The organism is Psychrosphaera haliotis (assembly GCF_039523615.1).
In the GTDB taxonomy this organism is placed as follows: Bacteria; Pseudomonadota; Gammaproteobacteria; order Enterobacterales; family Alteromonadaceae; genus Psychrosphaera; species Psychrosphaera haliotis.
Genome location: NZ_BAAAFQ010000010.1, coordinates 135,516 through 157,392, shown reverse-complemented (window position 1 = coordinate 157,392; position 21,877 = coordinate 135,516). Strand labels below are relative to the sequence as shown.

Annotated in this window: 14 protein-coding genes; 2 read left to right on the top strand and 12 right to left on the bottom strand. The window is 41.0% G+C overall.

Features of this window, described 5'->3' with window-relative positions:
* Positions 1-11: 11 nt before the first annotated feature.
* From ABD009_RS12855 to ABD009_RS12815, 9 genes are all read right to left on the bottom strand, one after another.
* Positions 12-1,424, bottom strand: coding sequence for a MotA/TolQ/ExbB proton channel family protein (locus ABD009_RS12855; protein WP_343826084.1), 1,413 nt, complete (start codon positions 1,422-1,424; stop codon positions 12-14).
* Between the two features lie 35 nt (positions 1,425-1,459).
* Positions 1,460-2,218 carry a DUF3450 domain-containing protein gene (locus ABD009_RS12850; RefSeq protein WP_343826032.1) on the bottom strand — a complete coding sequence of 253 codons (759 nt, stop codon included), beginning with the start codon at positions 2,216-2,218 and terminating at the stop codon, positions 1,460-1,462.
* A gap of 209 nt (positions 2,219-2,427) precedes the next feature.
* Entirely contained in the window at positions 2,428-3,249 is an 822-nt protein-coding gene (locus ABD009_RS12845) for a mechanosensitive ion channel family protein (protein WP_155696980.1), read from the bottom strand.
* A 103-nt stretch (positions 3,250-3,352) separates the two neighbouring features.
* Positions 3,353-4,657, bottom strand: a complete 1,305-nt coding sequence (gene dapE / locus ABD009_RS12840; RefSeq protein ID WP_343826029.1) for a succinyl-diaminopimelate desuccinylase — start codon at positions 4,655-4,657, stop codon at positions 3,353-3,355.
* Positions 4,658-4,813: 156 nt separating this feature from the next.
* Positions 4,814-7,498, bottom strand: coding sequence for a TonB-dependent receptor plug domain-containing protein (locus ABD009_RS12835; RefSeq protein ID WP_343826027.1), 2,685 nt, complete (start codon positions 7,496-7,498; stop codon positions 4,814-4,816).
* Between the two features lie 84 nt (positions 7,499-7,582).
* Positions 7,583-9,172: a hypothetical protein gene (locus tag ABD009_RS12830; RefSeq protein ID WP_343826025.1), complete on the bottom strand. Its 1,590-nt coding sequence runs from the start codon at positions 9,170-9,172 to the stop codon at positions 7,583-7,585.
* A 218-nt stretch (positions 9,173-9,390) separates the two neighbouring features.
* Positions 9,391-11,562, bottom strand: coding sequence for a transglutaminase TgpA family protein (locus ABD009_RS12825; RefSeq protein WP_343826023.1), 2,172 nt, complete (start codon positions 11,560-11,562; stop codon positions 9,391-9,393).
* Positions 11,559-12,554, bottom strand: a complete 996-nt coding sequence (locus ABD009_RS12820) for a DUF58 domain-containing protein (RefSeq protein ID WP_343826021.1) — start codon at positions 12,552-12,554, stop codon at positions 11,559-11,561. Before ABD009_RS12820 ends, ABD009_RS12825 begins: the two co-directional genes overlap by 4 nt.
* Positions 12,541-13,473, bottom strand: coding sequence for an AAA family ATPase (locus ABD009_RS12815; protein ID WP_343826019.1), 933 nt, complete (start codon positions 13,471-13,473; stop codon positions 12,541-12,543). The genes ABD009_RS12820 and ABD009_RS12815 overlap by 14 nt, the downstream gene beginning before the upstream one ends.
* A gap of 124 nt (positions 13,474-13,597) precedes the next feature.
* Between ABD009_RS12815 and ABD009_RS12810 the strand changes: the two genes are divergently transcribed.
* Entirely contained in the window at positions 13,598-14,509 is a 912-nt protein-coding gene (locus ABD009_RS12810) for an alpha/beta fold hydrolase (RefSeq protein ID WP_155696996.1), read from the top strand.
* A gap of 10 nt (positions 14,510-14,519) precedes the next feature.
* Here the strand turns inward: ABD009_RS12810 and ABD009_RS12805 are convergent, their stop codons facing one another.
* From ABD009_RS12805 to ABD009_RS12795, 3 genes are all read right to left on the bottom strand, one after another.
* On the bottom strand, positions 14,520-15,146 hold the full coding sequence (locus tag ABD009_RS12805) for a LysE family translocator (protein ID WP_343826016.1): 627 nt from the start codon (positions 15,144-15,146) through the stop codon (positions 14,520-14,522).
* Positions 15,147-15,308: 162 nt separating this feature from the next.
* Entirely contained in the window at positions 15,309-18,506 is a 3,198-nt protein-coding gene (locus ABD009_RS12800) for an efflux RND transporter permease subunit (RefSeq protein WP_343826014.1), read from the bottom strand.
* Between the two features lie 5 nt (positions 18,507-18,511).
* Positions 18,512-19,717 (bottom strand): efflux RND transporter periplasmic adaptor subunit, encoded by a 1,206-nt coding sequence (locus ABD009_RS12795; protein WP_343826012.1) that lies wholly within the window; start codon positions 19,715-19,717, stop codon positions 18,512-18,514.
* 219 nt (positions 19,718-19,936) lie between these two features.
* Between ABD009_RS12795 and radD the strand changes: the two genes are divergently transcribed.
* Entirely contained in the window at positions 19,937-21,871 is a 1,935-nt protein-coding gene (gene radD / locus ABD009_RS12790) for a DNA repair helicase RadD (RefSeq protein ID WP_343826009.1), read from the top strand.
* Positions 21,872-21,877 lie beyond the last annotated feature (6 nt).

The following is a 21,877-nucleotide window of genomic DNA, read 5'->3' as shown; positions in this document are numbered from 1 at the left end:
GTTGCGATACGTTACAGTTTGTCACTCGTCGATGAAGTAGACGGTTTAGACTCAGCGTTAGATTGCTTTTCAGAACGCTCAGCAATAATGCCGGCACTCTGTTCTTGTAGTACAAACAAGATACTTTTACTGCGCGTATTCAACATGGTAGACAAAACAACCGTTGGGATAGCAACAACAAGGCCGAGTACAGTAGTCATAAGCGCTGTTGAGATACCGCCAGCCATTAATTTCGGGTCGCCAGTACCAAACAAAGTGATTGCTTGGAATGTTTTAATCATGCCGGTTACTGTACCTAGTAGACCTAACAACGGAGCAATAACTGAAACGATTTTTACCAAGGTAAGATTACGAGTGATCTTTGGCATCTCGCGCAGAATAGCTTCGCTCAATTTAAGCTCTAAGGTATCGAATGAAACATGCGGATATTGATCTTTAACTTTTAAGATACGGCCCAGTGGATTGTCATCTTTAGGTGTATCGGTTTTCATTTGGCGTTTAACCTTTGCGCTGATTAGGCTAAGTGACACAAAACGCTCAAATGCAATTAAGAAAGCGATTAAACCAATACCAATAATGATATAACCAACGGTACCGCCTTGGTCTACACGTTCTTTAGTGCTAGGCGCTTGAACTAAAAGGTTTAGTATTGAACCACCGGTAGGGTCTAGTGCAAAAGGAACGACTTCGTTGTTTGAAGATTGCAGTTCAGCTGCAGTATCAGTAAAGCGTCCTGTTGGTTGGCGAACAAGCTCTGCAACTGTACCTGTTGTTGGTGAAACCGTGAGGTATTTACCGTCAGCAACAAGAGCAAAAGCACCAATACGAACCACCTCTTTAGATACTTTAGCGCCGCCAGCTTCAACAACATCCGTTTCAAAGCGAACCACTTTGCCTTGTTCTGTCATTTCTTTTTGAAGTTCAAACCATACTTGTTCAATTTGCTCAATAGAGGCTAGCTTTGAAGAGCCACCCATGCTTTGAGCTAGCTCTTCAAAAAATACATCTCTACCTGGGAATTGAGCAGAAACGTTAGAGCTCTTTAGTTTCCCTGCAGTATCACCAGACACTTGCTGTAACACACCAAACAACTCTTTAAGAGAGCCCATGCGTTTATTCAGAGCTTCAGAAACATCAGCCAGCTTAAATTCATTTTGTTCAAATTCTGTTTCAAGCTTTTCAGACAATGCTAATGCATCGCTTTTCTCTTTATTTGCTTGATTTAGTAAACCAGTTTGCGCTTCTTTTTCTGCATTAAAGCGCGCTTCGCGGTTTTTGTTTTCTTGAGTTTGATTTAGCTTACCTTTCTCAAGTTGTTGTAATAGTTGATCTAAATTTAAAGCCGCTGGTGCAGCTTGAGCACTTACTGAAAAGGCTAATCCGGCGCCTAATATAGCCAACAAAGTTGGTTTAAATAAGTTAATCATTTTGTATAAACCTTTCTAATTTTACTATGTGGTTATGGCGCTGCTTTTATTGGCATCACCAATAAATCAGGAGCTAGTTGTTTTTTAGCCATTCTTAGGCCTTTTGTGATGTGCATACGAAACTCATCTTCAGCTGGTTGCCAGTTTTTTGCTTCGTTGTCCCATACACCAGCAACTGAACCGTCACGAGTGATGTACATAAGTGCTACACGACCAATTCGTAAGAAGTCGACATCACGTTCTTGGCCTTCAACGTTAATTAAGCCTGAGTACGCTTCTATGCTGCGGCCGTATCCCATTTCAACTTGGTAGGCTTCTAATACACGACGAAACTTTTCTGAAACCGCAACATCGGCTCTGTCCATCATGTTTTTTAAATTAGCAACACGCTCAGCGCGTTCGGTTGGAAGGAAAGGCACATCAAGCTCTACAAACTGCTGCAAGCCATCAATCATTCGAATCATGAGAGGTGTAATTTGACGCTCAATAACAGAAACACGGTCGATATCGACATTCAGAGACTTCATTTCGTCATACTGACTTTGAAGCTGCTTTTGAAGTTGTGCGTTATAAATGTTTAGGCCTTCAATTTCTTTGTTGACCATTTGGTATTGCTGAAACTTTGTTTGAGTTTGCTCGGCAATACCATTAATTTTTTGTTGAGAAGACACTGCTAGCTTAGATATCTCTTTTCCAGCTTTTATTACCGGCTTAAGGTCGTCTGCTTGGGCAGCAAAGGCAGCGTTTAAGGCTAAAGCGCCTGTAATTACTGCTAAAGTGAACCGTTTCATTAAACTACTCCATCAAATCAAGATGCAGCAATTCTATTGAGAGTAAATGTCAGTTAGACGACAGGAGTGTTAAAGTTTTATGTCAGATGTAATGTGGTTGTAACAAAAATGTAAAAAGCGACCCAAGGGCCGCTTTTAGTCTAGTTATTAGTGGGTTAATGAGTTACTAATATTAACCTCTGCTTGTCTATACAAGCACCTAGATTTAACTACGCATCTGTTTTATGAACGTGTACATCCATTTGTGGAAATGGAATGTTAAGGTTTTCTTTAGGGAAGGTTTTATAAACGCTTTCGTTCATCGCGAAGTATACAGGCCAGTAATTTGCAGCATCTACCCATGCACGTACAACAAAGTTAACTGAGCTATCAGCTAGTGTATGAAGTGCGATGAAAACTTCAGGATCTTTTAAAATACGATCATCAGCGTCACACAATTCTTTTAATACACGTTTTGCAACGTCAGCATCATCGCCATAGGCAATACCAAACGTCCAATCTACACGTCTACGAGGCTCTTTTGAGTAGTTAATCATTGACGAGTTGTTTAGTGAACCATTTGGAATAATGATTGTTTTGAAATCGCCCGTTCTTAAAATAGTGTTGAAAATTTGAATTTGAGAAACAGTACCTGTGTAACCTTGAGCTTCAATGAAGTCGCCGACTTTGTATGGCTTGAAAATTAATATCATTACGCCGCCTGCAAAGTTTTGCAGAGTACCGGACAACGCCATACCAACAGCTAAACCAACCGCACCTAAAATAGCGATAAAGGACGTCATCTCGATGCCAATCATGCCAAGCACAGTAATAAACAGCATCACTTTGAGTAGCATGTTTACGATGCCACATAAGAATGGTTTTAGTGACGCATCGGTATTGCCTTTATTAAGCATGCTTTCAAAGCCTTTGCTCAATAGTTTAACGACAAACAGGCCAATGATTAAAACTAAAATAGCTGAACCTAGTTTTGGGGCGTATTCAAAGCCCATATCGATCGCTTTATTTACAAGCTCGGTATTAAGTTGCATGGTGTTTTTCCTAAGTTATTGTTATTAAATGAGATGCTAACAACTTTACCGCCAAAAGCGAACTGCAAAGGTTTAGATCGCTGTTAACCCTAGCAATGCTAGATTATTTTGTCATCATATTTAATAACAAGCGCTTATAAATTTTAGTTAAGCTCAATAGGTCTTGTTTATGAATGTGTTCATTAGTTTTATGGATACTATGATTTGGCAATCCAAGTTCAACCACCTGTGCGCCTTTATTCGAAATAAACCGGCCATCGGAAGTACCACCCGAAACTGACAGTCTAGGAAATATGCTCACTTCACTGAAGATAGCTTTTTCCGCTTCCACAATTAAGTCAAAACCTTGCAGTAATTTGGTCGACTCAATGTCGTTGGCAAAGTGATGCGACTCAATATTTTCTGCGCTAGTTAAGTAAGGCAAACATGGTCTGGACCATTCGATATTGATATCGCTAGTGAGTTGTTTTAATTGCATTAAGCCATCGTTTATACGTTTCACAATGTCTTCTTGGCTGACTTTATGACTATAACGAACATTAAACTGCAATGTACATCGACCAGGGATTATATTGTCTGTCCATTCGCCGGTATTAATGGCGGTAATTTGTAGATGAGTGCCAGGAAAATCCTTAGTGCCTTCATCCCATGACAAACTGCTTAACCAACTACCTAACGTCATTGCCTTGTGGGCTGCGTTATTCGCGTTGGTTGGATACGCAACATGACCCTGCTGGCCATGAATGGTAATTTCCCCAGATAATGAACCTCGACGCCCTATTTTTAATACATCGCCAACCACCGTTTGACTGCTTGGCTCTCCAACAATACATAAATGCGGTAACTCTCCACGGTTTTCTAATTTGTCGATGATTTCTTGAGTGCCAAACTCCGCTTCGCCTTCTTCATCACTTGTTATTAAAAAATAAAAAGTAAATTGGTCAAAGTCTAAGTGTGCAACCACCATTTCAAAGGCGGCTAACATTGCTGCAATTCCGCCTTTCATATCTGCAACGCCGCGACCTGTGATTTTTTCACCATCAATTGCTAATGTGAAAGGATCAGACGACCAGTTTTCTGGGTAAGGTGCTGGCACAACGTCGGTATGGCCAGAAAACGCAACTCTTATCGGGCCACTACCTATTTTAGCTATGAGATTGCTAACACCTTGTTTCTCAAAAGACTCAATCGAAAAGCCAACTTGTTGCAATATTCTAGTTATGTATTGTTGGCAACCGGCATCATTAGGTGTCACAGAAGGTCGGTGGACCAACTGCGTCAAATGTGTGAGTGCTTGTTGAAGTTCAACAGATTGATCAGAATGCAAAGCGGCATCGACGGCCACCTTAGGTTCAATATTAGAACGAGCTGGTGCGTTAGTTGCGCGGGTCTGAGAAGAAGTCTGCATGATCTACATATTATTAATTTAAAGTTAACTAATTAAAGCGGCTTAATGTGACATAAAGGTTACTGCTACGTGAATGTATTATGACGATAATATGACAACAAAAAAGCCACCGTAAGGTGGCTTTCATAACTTTAAAAGTTGAACTTCAAAGCGTCATTAATCAAATTCGTAAGTATAAGAAATACTGATGCCCATACCTACTTCCTTTTCACGGATCACAATGTCTGACTGCGTCACTTCTTGATCTTCGTTTAGTAAGTTTTTAATTTTAAATTTAATTTTAGAGTTAAAGTCTGGGTAATATGTATAAACCATATCTAGTGAATGGAATGGCTGTTCATAAGCATCATCACGGCCCGCTACACCTGCTGCCAAGATGCGCTCACCAAACACGTTATACACTAATGAACCACTGTGGTTGCCGTCAGAAGAGTCATAGTTTAACTGCAAGTTAACAACATACTCTGAATGACCTGTCATGCGCTTAACGGGATTTGTTAAGTTGCCAGCAAAGGCAGGATCAATTTCAGCCTCAGAATCCGACAAGGTAACGTTACCAGAGGTAAATAAACCGTCAGACAATGACGTTAGGTCGTATAACCATTCTGCTTCAATACCATAAACCTCGGCAGTTTCACCGTTTGTGAACGTTGCTGAATAATCGTCATCACCAATTCTTAACACGGTTTCAATCGGCGCTTCTATGTCTTTATAAAAAGCAGCAATTGAGAAGTTATCACCGGCATCACCATAGTATTCATAACGTAAATCTAGGTTTTTGATTGGGCTGCTTTGCAAGCCAACTCGACCAAAAGTTCGGATATCCGTTAATGGGTCAAAGTAAGATACGGGTACAACTTCACGTAAGTCTGGACGAACAATAGTTTCGCCATAACCTAAGCGAACTTGGTAGTTTTGACCGCCCATGTAAGTGAAAGATAGTGCAGGGAAGATGTCATCTTCTTGAATAGTACCATCGGCAATTTTCTGATCTTCATAAAAGATGTTTAAGTCTTCTTGAGTGAAAATTAGAGATGAAGTACCAATTGAGCTTTGTTTAAATTCTTCCCAGCGTAATCCACCACTAACACGCCACGCATTTTGATAAATCATGTCAAAAGCGCCGTAACCAGCATCAATCTTTTGAGCTGCTAAGTAGTCATCGGCGTCAGGCGCGGTTGGCTCATTAAAGGACAACAAAATACTTTGCCCATCAAGAAATTCATCCGTTAGGTATTCGCTGTTAGTTAAAGGGTCTTGTGAACCGTCGTTAATTTCAATGGCAACACCAGAGTTGTTATTAACGGCAAAGCTAGAGGTTTCATAAATTCTAGCGCGGTCGCTGAAGTCGTAACCGGCTTTAAATTCAAGTTCAAAATCACCAGCATAAACAGGCAAGGTAAAGTTGCCGCCGTAAGACGTTACTCTGTCTTCCATGTCAGTGTATGAATACACGGCTCTGTTTTGGTCGCCAGTGATAATAGAGTTGGCATATTCGCCGCCTTCGTAGTTATCTCTAAAGCGATACGTCGCATTTACCGGAATATCTGTGGTGGCTTTTGAACGCGTATATTGCCAATCAAAACCTATTCCGCTCATATCTACAAATGTATGTTGGCCAACAAGCTGAGTTACTTTTAGTTCACGTTCTTCATACTTAAAGTCATGGCTTCGGTTTGCACGACCATCACCCGCAATAGAAAAGACTGAACTGCCGCCTGGGCTTTGCTGTATTGAAACATCAGTTTCATCTTCGCTGTCTGTTAACAGTAAGTTAGACAATGACACACTATGCGCATCGTACTTGATACCAAAATTAAGAACCGCATTCATGCGCTCCGACTCAGTGGTTTCAACAGAGTCTTTCATCGTTTCAAAACAAGAGTTTTGAGTGTCATCAGAGGTATTTAATTCTTTAGCACAGTTATCAGCAAAATCTTTTGAAAGAACCGCTGTACGTTTTTCCGATGCATCCCAAGTTGTGTCATAGGCAACTGAAGCTAAGAAGCCCAATTCAACGTCATAGTCTTCTAAAACAAAGCTATTACCAATATGACCTTTAATGTTGTAGGCAGGATCAAGCGAAGACTTAGTCAAGCCCATCTCTCTTGGTAGAGACTTTAATAGTTCCTGGTTAATCAAGTTGGCTTTTTGACCAGCAGAACTTGTATCGTCAGAAACCAAACCGTTTTTATTTACGATTGAAGCGGTATCAAAGTCACCACGGTAAAAAGAAATGGCTTCTTTTAGATTGCCAGATATACCTGATTCATCACGGTTGTAAGTAAATCCATTATCCGCTGATGAGTCGTAGCTAGCGCCAACTTCAATGCCGGCGGTAAATTCTTTTGGTACCGTTTTAGTTCTAATATTTATCGCACCACCACCAAATGCCGCTGGCATAGATGGCGAATAGGCTTTTTGAACCGAAAGGCTTTCAATAATACTAGATGGGAAAATATCTAGTGGTACTACGTTTCTGGTTAAGTCTGGCGACGGAATAGTCGCGCCATTTAAACGTGCGCTTGAATAACGTTCACCTAGTCCTCGAACATAAATAAATTTACCGTCTACGAGTGTAAGGCCTGTTACTCGGCGAAGAGCAGAAGCAGCGTCACTATCGCCAGTGCGAGATAATTGCTCCGCACCTAAAATATCGGCTACAAATGCTTGTCCACGTCGTTCTTCGATTACTGCTGCTGCACTGCCTTGTAGACGAGTACCAACGGCAACAACCTCTTCTATTTCATCCTCATCGGCTGCGATGGCTATATTGGCTTGTGCCAATAAACCAAGCGTGACCGCTGCACTGATGGTTTTGAGCTTGCGTCGATTTAACATGTTTGAATCCTAATTGGGTCATCAACAAAAAGGCGCCTGTAGAAGATTTCCGTTCCCAAGGCGCCCATTTAATTAATCAAGTGATTAGTCGTTAGAAGCAGCGGTTACTGCCATTTCAACCCACTTGTACCAATTAGATGTTGTGTCTTGGTCTGATACCGCACCAATGAAGTTTGCTGCACCAGTTGCATCCGCTGCTACTGTAATAGCCGTTGAGCTCGTGTTTGTTGCAAAACCATCAGCCGCTAATACGTCTGAGTTTGCTGCGATACGTTGGTTAACACCACCGTTATCAAACCAAACTGTTTTAGCTGTGCCTTGCAGTGCTGCAGGTGCGCTTGCACCAAATGTTGCTTCACCCTCAAATTCAGACGCACAAGCCATTACAGAACCACTAAATGTGATAGCATCGGCATTTTTCTCACCGTCAGCCTTGTGTTTAACACATGATGAATTCGCACCAACTTCTTTAACGATTAATACATTTTTGTACATAGATTTAATTGAATCATCGAATGTAAATGCTTGCGACGGGTCATCATCACGTACTGAGTTAGCGTCTGTTGTGATAATTGTCACGTTAGAAATAGTTGGGTTGGTTACTGGTGCTTCAGCCGACGTATCGCCTTTTTCGCCATCCGTTTCAAAACCGTTGTTACCCATATTTGCAACTTGTCCGTCACGAGTATTTACTGTGCCGTGTTTAACAAATAAGAATTCAGCAGAACCTTGCCAACCTGCATCAAAATCAAATGAATCATCCTGAGTATCGGTTACAGCAACGTGTGACAGTGTTGTTGCGCCACCAAAAATCTCGATGCCGTCATCAAAACCTTGGTGAATGTGAATGTAATCAAAAGAAGAGCCTGAACCAACCGCATTAAGTGTTAACGAGTTTAAGTCATCACCAGGGCCACCTACACGAGGACCTGAGCCGGCATACCAAACTTTTGCATACTTTATAGAGCCGCTTGAGTCAGTGTTGTCATTACCGCCAAAGTAAGAAGTAATGCCCTCTGAGGCTACATTACAAGTTACCGCAGCGCGCTCTGCATCAGTACATTGGTCAGTGATACCGTTACCGTTAATAATGATTCCGCCCCAGTCTGCAAACTGTGCGCCTTGGCCAGCATCGTCTAAGCGAGGGAAAGCGTTAGCAGAAGTAAATACGATAGGCGCATCGATAGTACCAATCGCTTGGATTTTAGCACCACGAGCAATACGAATAATTGCTTCACCTGATTTGAACGCTAATGTGGCACCAGGTTTAACTGTCATTGTTGGGCCGTTTGCCGGAACGCTGAAACCTGATGTTGTATCGCCATCTTCACCAATTTGAAGTGCGTTATCAAATACGTGAACACCGTCATTTGGTAGTGCTTCAAAAGTAATGTTTGAAGTGATAGAAATATTTTTGCTTGCAAAAGAGTCGTTGTAAACACAGTCATCACCTGACTGAACACCTTCTACGGTGCCAACTGATGATTCGTAACTTGCACATTCTACTTCAACAACTGGCTCAGGAGCCGCAACGTTGTTTGAGTCATTTACGCTGTTGTCAGTTATTGTGCTGTTGTCGTTTACTGTAGGGGTAATGTTAATGTCGCCACCACAAGCGGTTAAAGAAACGGCTGCTGCTACTAGTGAAATGCGAAAGATGTTTTTAAGTTCCATTTTGCTCTCCGAAAGTCGAACTGTATTATTAAAATTAGGTTTTTTTAGGGGTTAATCTGTAATAACTGCGGCACAATCTACTGAAACAAAATGACAGATTTAAGAAAGCAAGATGACGCTTTGGTTACAGAACTCAGGTTTTGGAACATGAATGAGAGCTAAAAGTGGAGTTTTTAATCTTATTGGTAGAGCTTAATGTCGCATAAACACTGACTTGATCAAATTAAGTCAATTTTGTTACAGACATCCTTGTAACTTCCTGAAGAATTTTTGGAATAAAGAAAAATACTGATTGTTTTTATAATGCTAACAACGTCCTCCGAGCGGTGTGGATACAAACTTTGGAGTAAAACTTGGTGTTGAGCCAGCGTTAAGTTTTGGTTGGCATACCAATTTCTATAATTACCTTTAGTATCGGCATTTTTGTTAAGAGCTGTCCGAGACTCTGAACGAGCTAAGCGCAGATAAAGGCGTTTTAATAGTTTTTGTGAGGTGGGCAGTTTGGGTTTGTTTTTAATGATAATGAATAAGTACCAACTACCTAATAAAACGCCGATTGTGACGACGAGTATTGCTACTTTCATAAAAGAAAGTTTAGCCACTAGAGATGAAATTAAATTGTCACGCTTCTGTTGGTCAAAGTCTAAAACAAATACGGTCCAATAGTAATCTAACGACTGCAGATGTTGCCTTAGTGTATTTAACCAAGGCGTTTGTTTAACAATATTCAAATTGGAATCAGTGGTTTCATCAAAAACGTTGAGCGCTTGTTCTAAACCTTCGCTGATCCTCAACGGCGATACCACAGAAGTAGGATCCGCGTGTTGCCACTGTTTATTGTCCGATGAAAACTCTACCCAAGCGTGCGCACTACTGTCATAAATATTAAAATAGTTACCGTTCGGGTTATATTCGCCACCATGGTAGCCAGTGACTATTCGGGCAGGAATGTTTTTTAACCTTAACAATACGGCATGTGCGCTAGCAAAATGAGCACAAAAACCGACTTTTACATCAAATAAAAAGTTATCAATATGATCGCCGGATAAAGTTGGTGGACTAAGTGAATACTGAAAACCAGATGTGGCCAAATACTCAAGAATAACGCGGTTATAACGTTCCGCATCGCCCTTGGCCTGTTGCCAAAGCTCATCAGACAATACTTGTGTTCGGCTTAGGCCAAAAGATGGAAGCTTAACATTGTTGGCAATATCTTCTTGTGTCAGAGCTAAAGCATTTTTATTGTATTGTGAATACTGAGTGGCTGAGTACTTAATGCGCTGAGTGACTTTGGTATTTCTAATTAGTCGATTATCAAGAGTAAGGTAAATGTTGGAGTCATCACTAGTACTTGTTCCTAGGCTATATATCCATGTTTGTTGGTTAGGCTCCGCTACAATAGAGTAGTTGCCTAGAGTTGCTTTTTCGCCCCAAGCTTGTGTACTGGTATTAACCAAAAAGCTGTTAAGAGTCTTAGCCTGTTTATTTTGAGTCCACTTTTTAGAGTCACTTTGCCGCCAAGTTTTACCATTAAATTCTTCCATGGTTAATACGCGCCAATATAATTCTGCGTGAGGAGGTTTTTTGTCTCCGCTGAATTCGGCTCTAAAAGCGAGTCTTGACGACTTAGCAACATTAGCAATATCGCCGGGCGTCATGGAGTCACTAATACCGGTTGGCGTGACTTTCTGTTGTGGTAATTTCCAGAATGGACTTAACGAAGGCATAACAACAAACATCACTGTAGCGCCAAGTAAACAAACTACTGTCATAGTGAAAAAGTGTGGCGGCAAGTAAGCGTTCTCCTGCTTGCTCGTATTACTAGACGAGTCGCTGGTGAAAATACCTGCATCGTTTTTTTCGAGGCTATTTGTTGAGTTGTTAATTACGTGATTTGGTGAATTATTTGTTGCGCGATATTCAAATTGCTGAATTTGATACAAGCCAACAATACTGGCTGAAATCGTGATAAAAACCAGCAGCGCATATTCTAATGACTGTTGGTAAATTAGTGATACGGAAGCCAGAAGGGTTATTCCAATAAGTAACTGCATGCCCCAAGCTGTGCGGTGATGGTTGGCGGTAAACCACCACATCACTGCGCCAGAAAACAATAAATTTACCATGCTGTTAAGTAGGCCTGCCGAGCCTAGTTCGGGCAAAACCACGAGTGCTAATAATATTGCGCCAATGTTTTTAATCCAATTTGAGTGAAGGCTCTCTACCTTAGCAGGCGCAGAACTAAGAAATACGGTTTTAAACACCAACAATAAACTGGCAAGCGTAATGGTTTGCCACAGTAACGCTTCATTTAATAACACAATACAAAGTATTAAATTACAGCCGAATATGGCCAGTGCTAATGTTGGAAAGCGATAAAAGCGACTCATTTGCAGGTAGCCAAAGCTTCAAGGCAGAGTTTTAGGTGCTCTGTACCAGAGCCAACGTTAATGTGAGAGGAAATATGACTGCCTCGAGACAAATCTAACCCAAATGGTCTACTGTCATCATGCAGTTCTAGGCACGCCGAGGTTAGCTGACTAATCGCGGTTTCTGCTATTTGTGCTGGTACAGAATCAAAAGACAAACTGACGGGTACGGTGACAGGCGATTCAAAAGACTTGAGTAGTAATGGGGAGTCTGGTTGTTTGGCAACTTGTTTCCAGGCTACGTTTGAAAGTGGCGCACCCGGCAAATAAGGCTTAATTCCATCAAAGTTTCGCTCACCTAACGTTGGGCTAGTGCTTTCTATCTCTGTATCGCCAGTCTCGTTAACTTCTTTTAGTTCTAGTTGCCAGTTTGAGGCAATGGGGTTTGGGTAAACTAAATAGGACAAGTCTGCTCTAAAGTAACTCCACGCTTTAATAAGGCCAAATGGATACTCTGATCTTAATTGAATCAAAGGCAATGAATATCGCCCACGTTGCTCAGGCTTTAGGGCAAGGATCCAAATGTTACTGTTTTTACTTTCTCTTTTTAGGCGATAAACCTTCTTATCAATTACTGCGTTTAGGTGGTTACCTTTCGCACTGGCACTGGCATTTGAATTAGAAATAGCGCTTGTGATTTCAAACCTAAGCAACAGTTCTTGGTTTACATAAATATTAGAGACCGGCAGTAGCTTGATTGAAAGACCATTTAAGTTATTAAAACCACTATGAATGATGTAAATAACAAAGCTCAATAAAAAAAAGCAAAGCAGTAAAATGGGATTGTTTTGATAATTTGTGCCTAACACAAATAAAATCAACAGGCACAGCAGTAACCAGATGCCAGCAATGTTTGGCAAGATAAAAATGTTTTTATGACCAAGCTTTAATGTATTGGAAGGCTCAAACCGCCTTTTTATCCAAGCTTTTAGCCGATTCTCAACTATCGCCATGTACTGCTACAGTCTCTAATATTTTCTGACTAAAGGTACTGTTTAACAATGTACCTCGTCCTGCTCTCAGTCTATGCTCGGCAACATAAGGGAATACAGCCTGCACGTCTTCTGGAGTCACAAAGTCTCGGTTGGAGACCAGTGCAAAAGCTTGTGCTGCTGTCATAAGCGCTACGCCTGCTCTAGGTGAAAGAGCATTAGGAAACTGTCCTTCAGAACGAGAATAGGCGAGCAACCTCATAACGTAGTGAATTACTTTATCGGATTTATGGACATTGTGAACGGTTTTTTGCAGGTCGAGCAAATCGTCAATAGAGAGCAATGGCTGTTGAATTTTTGTTTCCCGCGAACTTGCTCCTTTCAGCAATTTATACTCAGCTTCTGCTGGTGGATATCCAATTTCTAAACACATTAAAAATCGATCTAATTGCGACTCTGGAAGCGGATAAGTACCGCTTTGATGCGTTGGGTTTTGTGTCGCAATAACAAAGTGTGGGCGCGGCAGTGCATACGTTGTTCCGTCTACGCTAACTTGGCGTTCTTCCATTGCTTCTAACAAGGCACTTTGGGTTTTAGGGTTGGCTCTGTTTATCTCATCGGCCAATAATAGCTGTGAAAAAATAGGTCCCTGATGAAAAGTGAAGGACTGTTTAGACTGGTCAAAAATAGATACGCCAATAACGTCTGCTGGTAGCATGTCCGAAGTGAACTGGCTACGTTGATAATTTAATCCAAATACATCGGCGAGAGCGTGAGAAAGAGTGGTTTTTCCCATACCAGGTAAGTCTTCAATGAGTAAATGACCATTTGCTAATAAACAGGTAACCGCTAATTTAATTTTTTCTTGTTTGCCTAATAAAACCTGTTCAAGGTAATTAAACACTTGGTCTAGCTTTAATTGTGAATGTGATAACGTCATGGCGATCCTTTTTTGTACTAAAACTAAGTGTCTGCGATGAAAGCCAAAAAGTAAACGTGCAAACACATTGTAATTCTTTTATTTATGATTAAGCTTATGTCATCCGACCACTGGAGTTTTTATTTTGCATTCAGCCAATATTATTCAATCATCTCAGTTTGTTACCTGTAACGAACATCAACTTCATGTTCGTCGAATCCATACGGAAGACGAGTCAAAAAAGCGCACTCCTATTCTAATGTTGCATGGCTCTATAGAAAATGGACGAATTTTTTATACTAAGTCAGGTAAAGGGCTCGCGGGCTTTCTAGCGAAACAAGGATTTGATGTGTTTGTCGCGGATTATCGTGGCAGAGGTGAAAGCACACCTTCGGTGAAGGAAAAAAATGATCATGGATATCATTCAGTGACAACGGAAGATATACCAACCTTAGTTGACTATGTTTATCAACAAACAAATCAAGCCTGTCACGTAATCTGCCACTCTTGGGGCGGTGTTATGTTTGCAAGTGCTTACGTTCGTTTTCCAGAGTTGCAAAGTAAAGTTAAGTCGATGGTTAAGTTTGGCACTAAAAGACAAGTGTCTGTGATGAATATTGAGCGTTTGCTAAAAGTTGACCTATTTTGGAAGTGGTTTGCGCCTTGGTACACCAAAAAGGCCGGCTACTTAGACGCCAAAAAAATGAAAGTGGGTGCGGACTCTGAACCTCGCCAAGCACTATTAGAAAGCATTGAGTGGGTGAAAAAGAGCGTGTGGGTTGATCCCGTTGATGCGTTTGATTATGCAGAAAAAGCGAAAAGCACAGATTGGCCTCCTACTTGGCATTTAACGGGTGTAAGTGACTATTCATTAGGGCATCAAACAGATGTGAAGTTATTTATGGACGAATGTAGCAATGCAAAGGCAAAATTTAGTTTGTTATCAAAACAAAATGGCAATGCACTCGATTACGATCATATTGATATTCTTACTGCACCTGAAGCGGTAAACGACCACTTTCCTGAGGTCTTAGCGTTCTTAAATGAACATGACTAATACCAAGCGACTAATTTCCTAACGCCAGCCAAATTGCCACCATCATCATCAACGTACCGGAGACTTTATTGAGTCTCTGTACGTTTTGACTTCTTGTTAATACGCGGCTAATGGTTTTTCCGCCAGTGGCGTATAGCATCATACAAACAAACTCAGAACACATAATAATAAGCACTAATACCGTTAGCTGAATTGGTAGCTCTAAGTCTGGATTGATAAATGGCGGCAATAATGAAATTTGAAATGCCCAGCCTTTCGGATTTGCCAAAGCGGTAACTAAACCTTGATTAAATAAGCCCGCATTTGAATGAATAACCGTTTGTTGAGGGTTATCAGATATTGCCATTTTTCCTTTGCTGCGCCACATTTGAATAGCTATCCAAGCTAGATAACCTGCGCCAACCAGTTTTAGAACGGTAAATACCGATGGGAATTTAAGCATCAATGCTGCAACGCCTAGAACCGCAGCAACCGCCACTATAGCTACGCCAATAACTTCGCCTAACATCATCCATAACGTGCGCTTAACGCCAATTGTCATGCCAAGCGTCATTGCTAAGGTCATGCACATGCCTGGCGTGACACTGACGATAAAAAAGGTAGGAATAAAAACGGCGAGTAAGGTTAAGTCGACCACAAAAAGCTCCGTGTGGGTTATTGTTTGGTTACAAATGAAAACGCTAGAGTAGTGAGTTCAATTCAAAATGGCAAATAAAAACCCCCTTGAGTATCAGGCTTCAAGGGGGTTCTAGGTTACAACCTAAGTTGTTCTATTTACCGGTTAGGCTTTTTCATAAAACTAGTCTGATGTTCTAGCTGCACCGCCGTAAGCATCAACATTGCCACCCGTTATACTAGATGACTCGCCCGAAGGTGCAGATGTTGTTTTATACTTTCTTTTACGACGGAACATGCCTTTAAAGTCTTCTAGACCCATATACATACAAGGTACAAGAATTAGCGTAACTAAGGTCGCAAATAAGACTGCAAAGCCTAATGCAACCGCCATTGGCACCACTATTCGTGCCTGTAAGCTAGTTTCAAACATGATTGGAAGTACACCAACAAACGTAGTGATAGAGGTAAGCGTAATTGCTCTAAATCTTACACAGCCTGCATCTGTCACAGCCTGAATAACCGACTGACCTTGTTTACGTACTTGGTTAACATAATCTGTCATGACCAAGCTGTCGTTAATAACAACACCGGCCGCGGCAATCAGTCCAAAAGTAGACATCATGCTTAAGTCCATACCGAATAAGTAGTGACCCCAAACTGCACCAACAAAGCCGTATGGAATAACCGACATGATGATTAAAGGTTGTGCATAACTCTTAAGCGGCACGGCTAACAAAATGTAAATCATTAGAAGGCCTGCAACAAAGAACATGATTTGTTCGTTTTGTTGCGCTTGCTCTTCTTCAATTGAACCACCTAATTGCGTTTTAACGCCAGGGAAGTTTTCCGTTAGTTGTGGCAGTAAGTCATCTTTAATGCGCTCAACTACTTCGTTAGGTTGCACAACCACTTCGTCAATGGAGCCATAAATGTAAACACTACGGAATCCATTTTCGCGACGAATGTAACTGATACCTGGTTTCTCAGTTAGTGTTACAACATCACCTAGCATGACTTCTTTGCCAGAAGGTGTAGTAACAATTGCGTATTTCAATTCACTAAACTGCTCTCGCGTCATTTGCGGGTAACGAACCATGACTCGAATTTCTTCGCCATCACGCAATACTCGTTGAGCTTCTCCACCAAAGAAACTCGCGCCAATTTGACCAGCGATAGATTGTAAAGACAATCCAAGATCGTAAGCCACTGGTTTCAAATCAAGTTGGATCTCTTTACTCGCCGGGTCAATTGTCGAGCTGATGTCGAATAAACCAGGTTCTTGAGACAACATTTTTATAAATTCACGGCCAGCAACGTTAAGTTGCTCTAAGCTTGGGCCATATAGCAAGTAACCAAAGTCACCACCACCTTGGCCACCACCGCCACCGCCCAACAGTTGGTCTTGAACGGTAATTGATTTAACACCAGGTATAGTAGGCATTGCCTCACGCCAGCGTCGAGCCACTTCAAATGTGTCGTAAGGACGTAACTCTTCATCAACAAGAGGAACAACAATACGGCCAGAACTTCTATCTTGGTTAAACGCTAAAATATCACGAACCATTTTTTGGCCGGTTTCTTGTTCAATTTCACGATCAATACGTTGTACCATTTTTTCAATTTTTTGAATTGCATCAATGGTTTGCTGATCAGAAACCGTTTGGTTCATCTCAATTCGAATATCAGGGAAATCGTGCGGCACTTTTGGCTGTGGCACAAAACGTACGTGACTGCCTGCAATCATGGCAATACTGATTAAAAGCATGCCAAAGAACGCGGCCATCACCGCCCAGCGCCATTCAACACATTTGCTCAAAAAGCCTTTGTATTTAACGTTAACAAAGTTACTAAAACGTTTGTTAAAGCGGGCTCTTAAGCTGTTTTCTTTTACTGGACTAAATTTAGTGTGCGCTAAATGGGCTGGCAAAATAAGCTTAGATTCTACCAAGCTGAAAATTAAGCAAAACACGACAACCGTTGCAATGTTATAAAAGAATGAACCTTGTGGCCCACTAGAGGCTAAGAATGGTGCGAATACCGCAATGGTAGTCAGTACACCAAACGTCGCTGGTGTTGCCACTTTTTTAGCACCACGAACCACGTTTTCTATGCCGCCGCCGTGTTTTTCAATCTCGGTATAGGAACTTTCGCCAATGACAATGGCATCGTCCACCACAATCCCTAGCACCATAATAAATGCGAAAAGTGATAATACGTTAATGCTAACGCCAAATACTGGCATCATCATCACCGCTCCTAAAAAGCAAACCGGTAAACCGATCATTACCCAAAACGCTAATCTAAAACGCAGGAATATAGTTAACATGAGTGCCACCAAAATCGAACCTTGGAATAGGTTTGATAACATCATATTTAATCGAGCTTTAAGGTAATAAGTCATATCAACCAATACCTTTAATTCCATTCCCGCAGGTAACGTTGGGTTACGCTGTTCTAAATAGCTTTTAACTGAATTAGAAACCGCAATGGAGTTTTGGTCTTTAGTGGCGTTAACTTGAATATAAACCGAATTCTGGCCAGAAAACTTGTTGTATCTGACACCTTCAGTGAATCCATCTTTTATAATCGCTACATCTTCTAAAAGTACTTTAGAGCCGTTGTTCCCAATTTTAATTGGAATAAGTTTAAACTCATCACCGTTGTAGTACTGGTTTTCTATTCTAACGGCAATTAACCCAGCGTCGGTGCGCAATTGACCTGCAGAATAGTTAGCGGAATAACGGCTAATAGCCTGTGTGATATCCGCCAGCGTTAAATTGTATTTCCGTAATTGGTCGGGCTGAATCTCAATCGCTATTTCTTCAGCAGGCGCATTCACGGTCACAAGAGATACGTTGTTTAGCTGTAATAGCTCATCTTCAATTTTTTTGGCGATGGGCTTTAGCTCTTCAACGGACATGTCACCAACTAGTGACATTTCTATTACTTGCTGATTAAACTCTATTTGCCGAACATTAACGGGCTCCATGGCCGCGGGGAAGGTAGCGATACTATCAACTCGCATTTTGACCTTGTCTAATACTTCGGCCAAATCTTTGTCTGGATCTATTTCTAAAGTAACTCTACCTGAGTTTCGAAATGCATTGGTGTACATCTCTTCAATTTCAGTTACGTCTTTTAACGATTCTTCAATTTTTATCAAAATGCTTTCTTCAATTTCTTGAGGAGAAGCACCACGATAAGCCGCACTAACCTGAATATAGTTAATCTCAATATTCGGGAACATTTGGCGCTGAATAGTAAAGTAGCTAATTAAACCCATGACGATAATAAATACCATCATTAAATTAGCGGCTACTGAGTTATTCGCAAAAAACGCGATTAAACCCGTTTCTTTTTTTTGTTGAACGTCAGACATGAGAGTTATGCGTCCTTATTGCTTTGAGCAACCGATGTGGAGATCACATTAGCGTCGTCCGATGATTTATCATCACCTTCTTTTGTGTCGCTTGCCAATTTAATTTTCATGCCATCTTGAGCATACTCAGGAATTGTCTCTACTATCTTATCGTCGCTGTTTAAGCCGCCACCAATTAAGAATAGTTTGCCTTCTTCTTTAACCACATCAACAACTTTTTGAGTAATGGTATTGTCGTCTCCTAATACCCAAACTTTGTTATTGGTTACTAGGTCTTGCGACAATTTAACTATGTTGTTTAAACCTTGGCCGTTAAAGCTAACTTCAACGTATGTGCCAAACATCAAGCGTGGTAAGTCGTCTTTTAATCCGTAAGGGTCGTTAACTTCAACAACAATGTTACCCATGCGAGTTGCTTGGTCAACGATGCCCGTGTCTCGAACAATAGTACCTGAACGTACGCTAGAGAATTTCTCACGAGTAGACACTTCAGCTGGAAGATTTAATAGAGTATTTGGCAGGAAAGTACGGTCAAATCCCGCAATTGGGAATACGATTTCGGCTTTTTCAACGTTATATAACTCACCAACGTTAGTGCCTTTGTTAACAAATTGGCCGGTACCTAAATCACGTTTTACAATCAATGCATCGTAAGGTGCAACCACTTTACAGTTGTCTAAATCACGAGTGGCAAGCTTTACTGATGCTTCCGCTGATTTTACCGATGCTTCCGCGCTCATTACTTGCGGCTTGCGAAGGTACAGGTCGCTAACTCTAGCGTTTGGCATTGATTTCGCTTCACGTTTTGCAACTTCAGCTCGGCCACGCTCTTCAATAAGTTGTGCTTGTGCTGTTTTTAATAACGACTCTGCTTGTAATAGAGCAACTTCATAGTTGTCCGATTCTATTTCAAACAACACTTCACCACGTTTAACTAATCCACCTTGCACAAAGTTAGGGTGCCATTTAACAACTTCGCCAGATACTTGAGCTGATATCATGGTTTTTTCTAATGGCGTTACCGCGCCATAACCTTTAACTCTCACTTGGTGAAACTCTGGGTTAACTTGCTTAACGGTAATGGTAGGACGGGTATCTACTTCTTTCTTTTCTGGAGGGGTTGGACCATTGCTTTTCACTAAAACAAATGCACCTATACCTGCAATTAACAAAACAACAGGGGCTGCAACTTTTAACCATTTTTTGCTCATGACTCAATCCATTAAAATTATGTGTTGGTTGTTACCAATAGAAACGATTCTTATGTAGTATATTAAAACATTACAGGAGCAATGTTGCCGTTTCTAATTGTAATAAAGTGTGTGAATGTTTCCCTAATAGTTAGGAGAAATATCTATAAACTTTTAATTTAATTGACGTAATAATAACCTGCAAAGTTCAATATTACCTATTACTAAAAACGAAACTTAATGTATAAACTCCGTCAATATCAATCAGAAGCCGTTGAATCAACGGTTAAACACTTTAGAAGAACGAATGAACCTGCAGTAATTGTGTTACCTACAGGTGCAGGGAAAAGTTTAGTAATAGCCGAAATAGCCCGAATTGCTCGTCGGAAAATACTGGTATTAACGCACGTAAAAGAGCTAGTTGAGCAAAACCACCAAAAGTTTCATGACTACGCTGAACAAGCTGGAATCAAAAGTGGTGTATTTTCTGCCGGCCTTAATAGAAAAGAAACCAAACACCAAGTCACTTTTGCAAGTGTGCAGTCAGTAGTAAGAAATCTAGAGCAGTTTGCTCATGAATACTCACTTGTCGTGATTGATGAGTGTCATCGCGTCAGCCACTTTGAAGAACAATCAAAAACAAATGCAGAGTCAGCAAGTGAAAAATCAGGCAATCAATACAGTCAAATTGTCAGCCAATTGAAATCGTATAATCCCGAGCTTAAAATTCTAGGGTTAACTGCTACCCCTTTTCGTTTAGGACTTGGTTGGATTTATCAACATCATTACCACGGCTTTGTGAGATCGTCACAAGCAACGCCGTTTAAAAAATGCATATACGAACTACCCTTGTCTTACATGATCAAAAACGGCTTTTTAACGCCGCCTAAATTAATTGACGCCGCGGTTGAGCAATATGACTTTTCTGCATTGCAATCCAATAAGTTTGGCGAATTTGATGACGCAGAGGTGAATGAGTTATTAGGCAAATACCCTCGAGTTACAGAAGGGATTGTGGAGCAGATTCAGATGCTGGCTGCCGGTAATGAAAACGAATTAGAGCGTAAAGGCGTAATGATTTTTGCCGCCACAGTTAAACACGCAAAAGAAATTGTTGGTTACCTTGAATCAAAAAATGAAACTGCTGGGCCAGCAAAAGAACAAAGTGCCGATGATGTTTCAAAAGTTGCCTTGATCACAGCTAAAACAAAAAACGACGAACGGGCACAACTGATCAATGACTTTAAAGCCCAGAAAATAAAGTACTTAGTTAACGTATCGGTATTAACGACAGGATTTGATGCGCCGCATGTAGACCTAATTGCGATTCTTAGGCCTACGCAGTCTGTGAGCTTATATCAGCAAATTGTAGGGCGAGGTTTGCGCTTAGCTGAAGGCAAACAAGACTGTTTAGTGATTGACTATGCTGGAAACGGAATAAACATTTTTCATCCTGAAGTGGGCGAGAAAAAACCGGACTCTAGAAGTGAGTTGGTTCAAGTCTTTTGCCCATCATGCGGTTTTGCCAATACATTTTGGGGCATAACAGACAACGACGGAAAAGTGCTTGAGCACTATGGCAGAGCTTGCCAAGGCATTCTTGAAATGCCAGAAGATGAAGTGCTAGATAACTCAATGCTTGAAGGCTCAATGTCAGCAAACCCGCAAGACAATGAGGTTATGCCTTGTGACTACCGCTTCCGGTTTAAAGAATGTCCTACGTGCAACGCTCAAAATGATATTGCTGCGCGCGAATGCCACGATTGTAAAAATCAGCTTGTCGATCCCGATGAAAAGCTAAAAGAAGCGTTAAAACTCAGTAATCGAATGGTGATTAGATGTAGTGGTATGACGTTTTCGGAACATAATGGTGCGTTGAAAATCGTTTACTACGATGAAGACGCTACAGAGCTAAAAGAGTTTTTTGATTTGAGTTCCGAAAAGCAACGGACTGTTTTTAATTTACAGTTTGGTAGACGATTTAGGAATTCTAGTGAACCGCGAAATTTTTTGTCGCTGAATGAGGTCTTAAAAGAGTCACAGGGATTTATTATCCCAGATTTTGTTATTGCCAAAAAAGACCCAAAACGAAAGTCAAAGACGCATATAGTTTGGCAAGTTCAAGAGAAAATCTTTGATTACAAAGGTAAATACCGAACCGCTAATGAACTATAACTTCAA

What these genes read in the sequence shown, in the direction of transcription:
- ABD009_RS12850 (WP_343826032.1), bottom strand. Translation starts at nt 2,218, where the DNA reads ATGAAACGGTTCACTTTAGCAGTAATTACAGGCGCTTTAGCCTTAAAC.
- ABD009_RS12845 (WP_155696980.1), bottom strand. Translation starts at nt 3,249, where the DNA reads ATGCAACTTAATACCGAGCTTGTAAATAAAGCGATCGATATGGGCTTT.
- dapE (WP_343826029.1), bottom strand. Translation starts at nt 4,657, where the DNA reads ATGCAGACTTCTTCTCAGACCCGCGCAACTAACGCACCAGCTCGTTCT.
- ABD009_RS12835 (WP_343826027.1), bottom strand. Translation starts at nt 7,498, where the DNA reads ATGTTAAATCGACGCAAGCTCAAAACCATCAGTGCAGCGGTCACGCTT.
- ABD009_RS12830 (WP_343826025.1), bottom strand. Translation starts at nt 9,172, where the DNA reads ATGGAACTTAAAAACATCTTTCGCATTTCACTAGTAGCAGCAGCCGTT.
- ABD009_RS12825 (WP_343826023.1), bottom strand. Translation starts at nt 11,562, where the DNA reads ATGAGTCGCTTTTATCGCTTTCCAACATTAGCACTGGCCATATTCGGC.
- ABD009_RS12820 (WP_343826021.1), bottom strand. Translation starts at nt 12,554, where the DNA reads ATGGCGATAGTTGAGAATCGGCTAAAAGCTTGGATAAAAAGGCGGTTT.
- ABD009_RS12815 (WP_343826019.1), bottom strand. Translation starts at nt 13,473, where the DNA reads ATGACGTTATCACATTCACAATTAAAGCTAGACCAAGTGTTTAATTAC.
- ABD009_RS12800 (WP_343826014.1), bottom strand. Translation starts at nt 18,506, where the DNA reads ATGTCTGACGTTCAACAAAAAAAAGAAACGGGTTTAATCGCGTTTTTT.
- ABD009_RS12795 (WP_343826012.1), bottom strand. Translation starts at nt 19,717, where the DNA reads ATGAGCAAAAAATGGTTAAAAGTTGCAGCCCCTGTTGTTTTGTTAATT.
- radD (WP_343826009.1), top strand. Translation starts at nt 19,937, where the DNA reads ATGTATAAACTCCGTCAATATCAATCAGAAGCCGTTGAATCAACGGTT.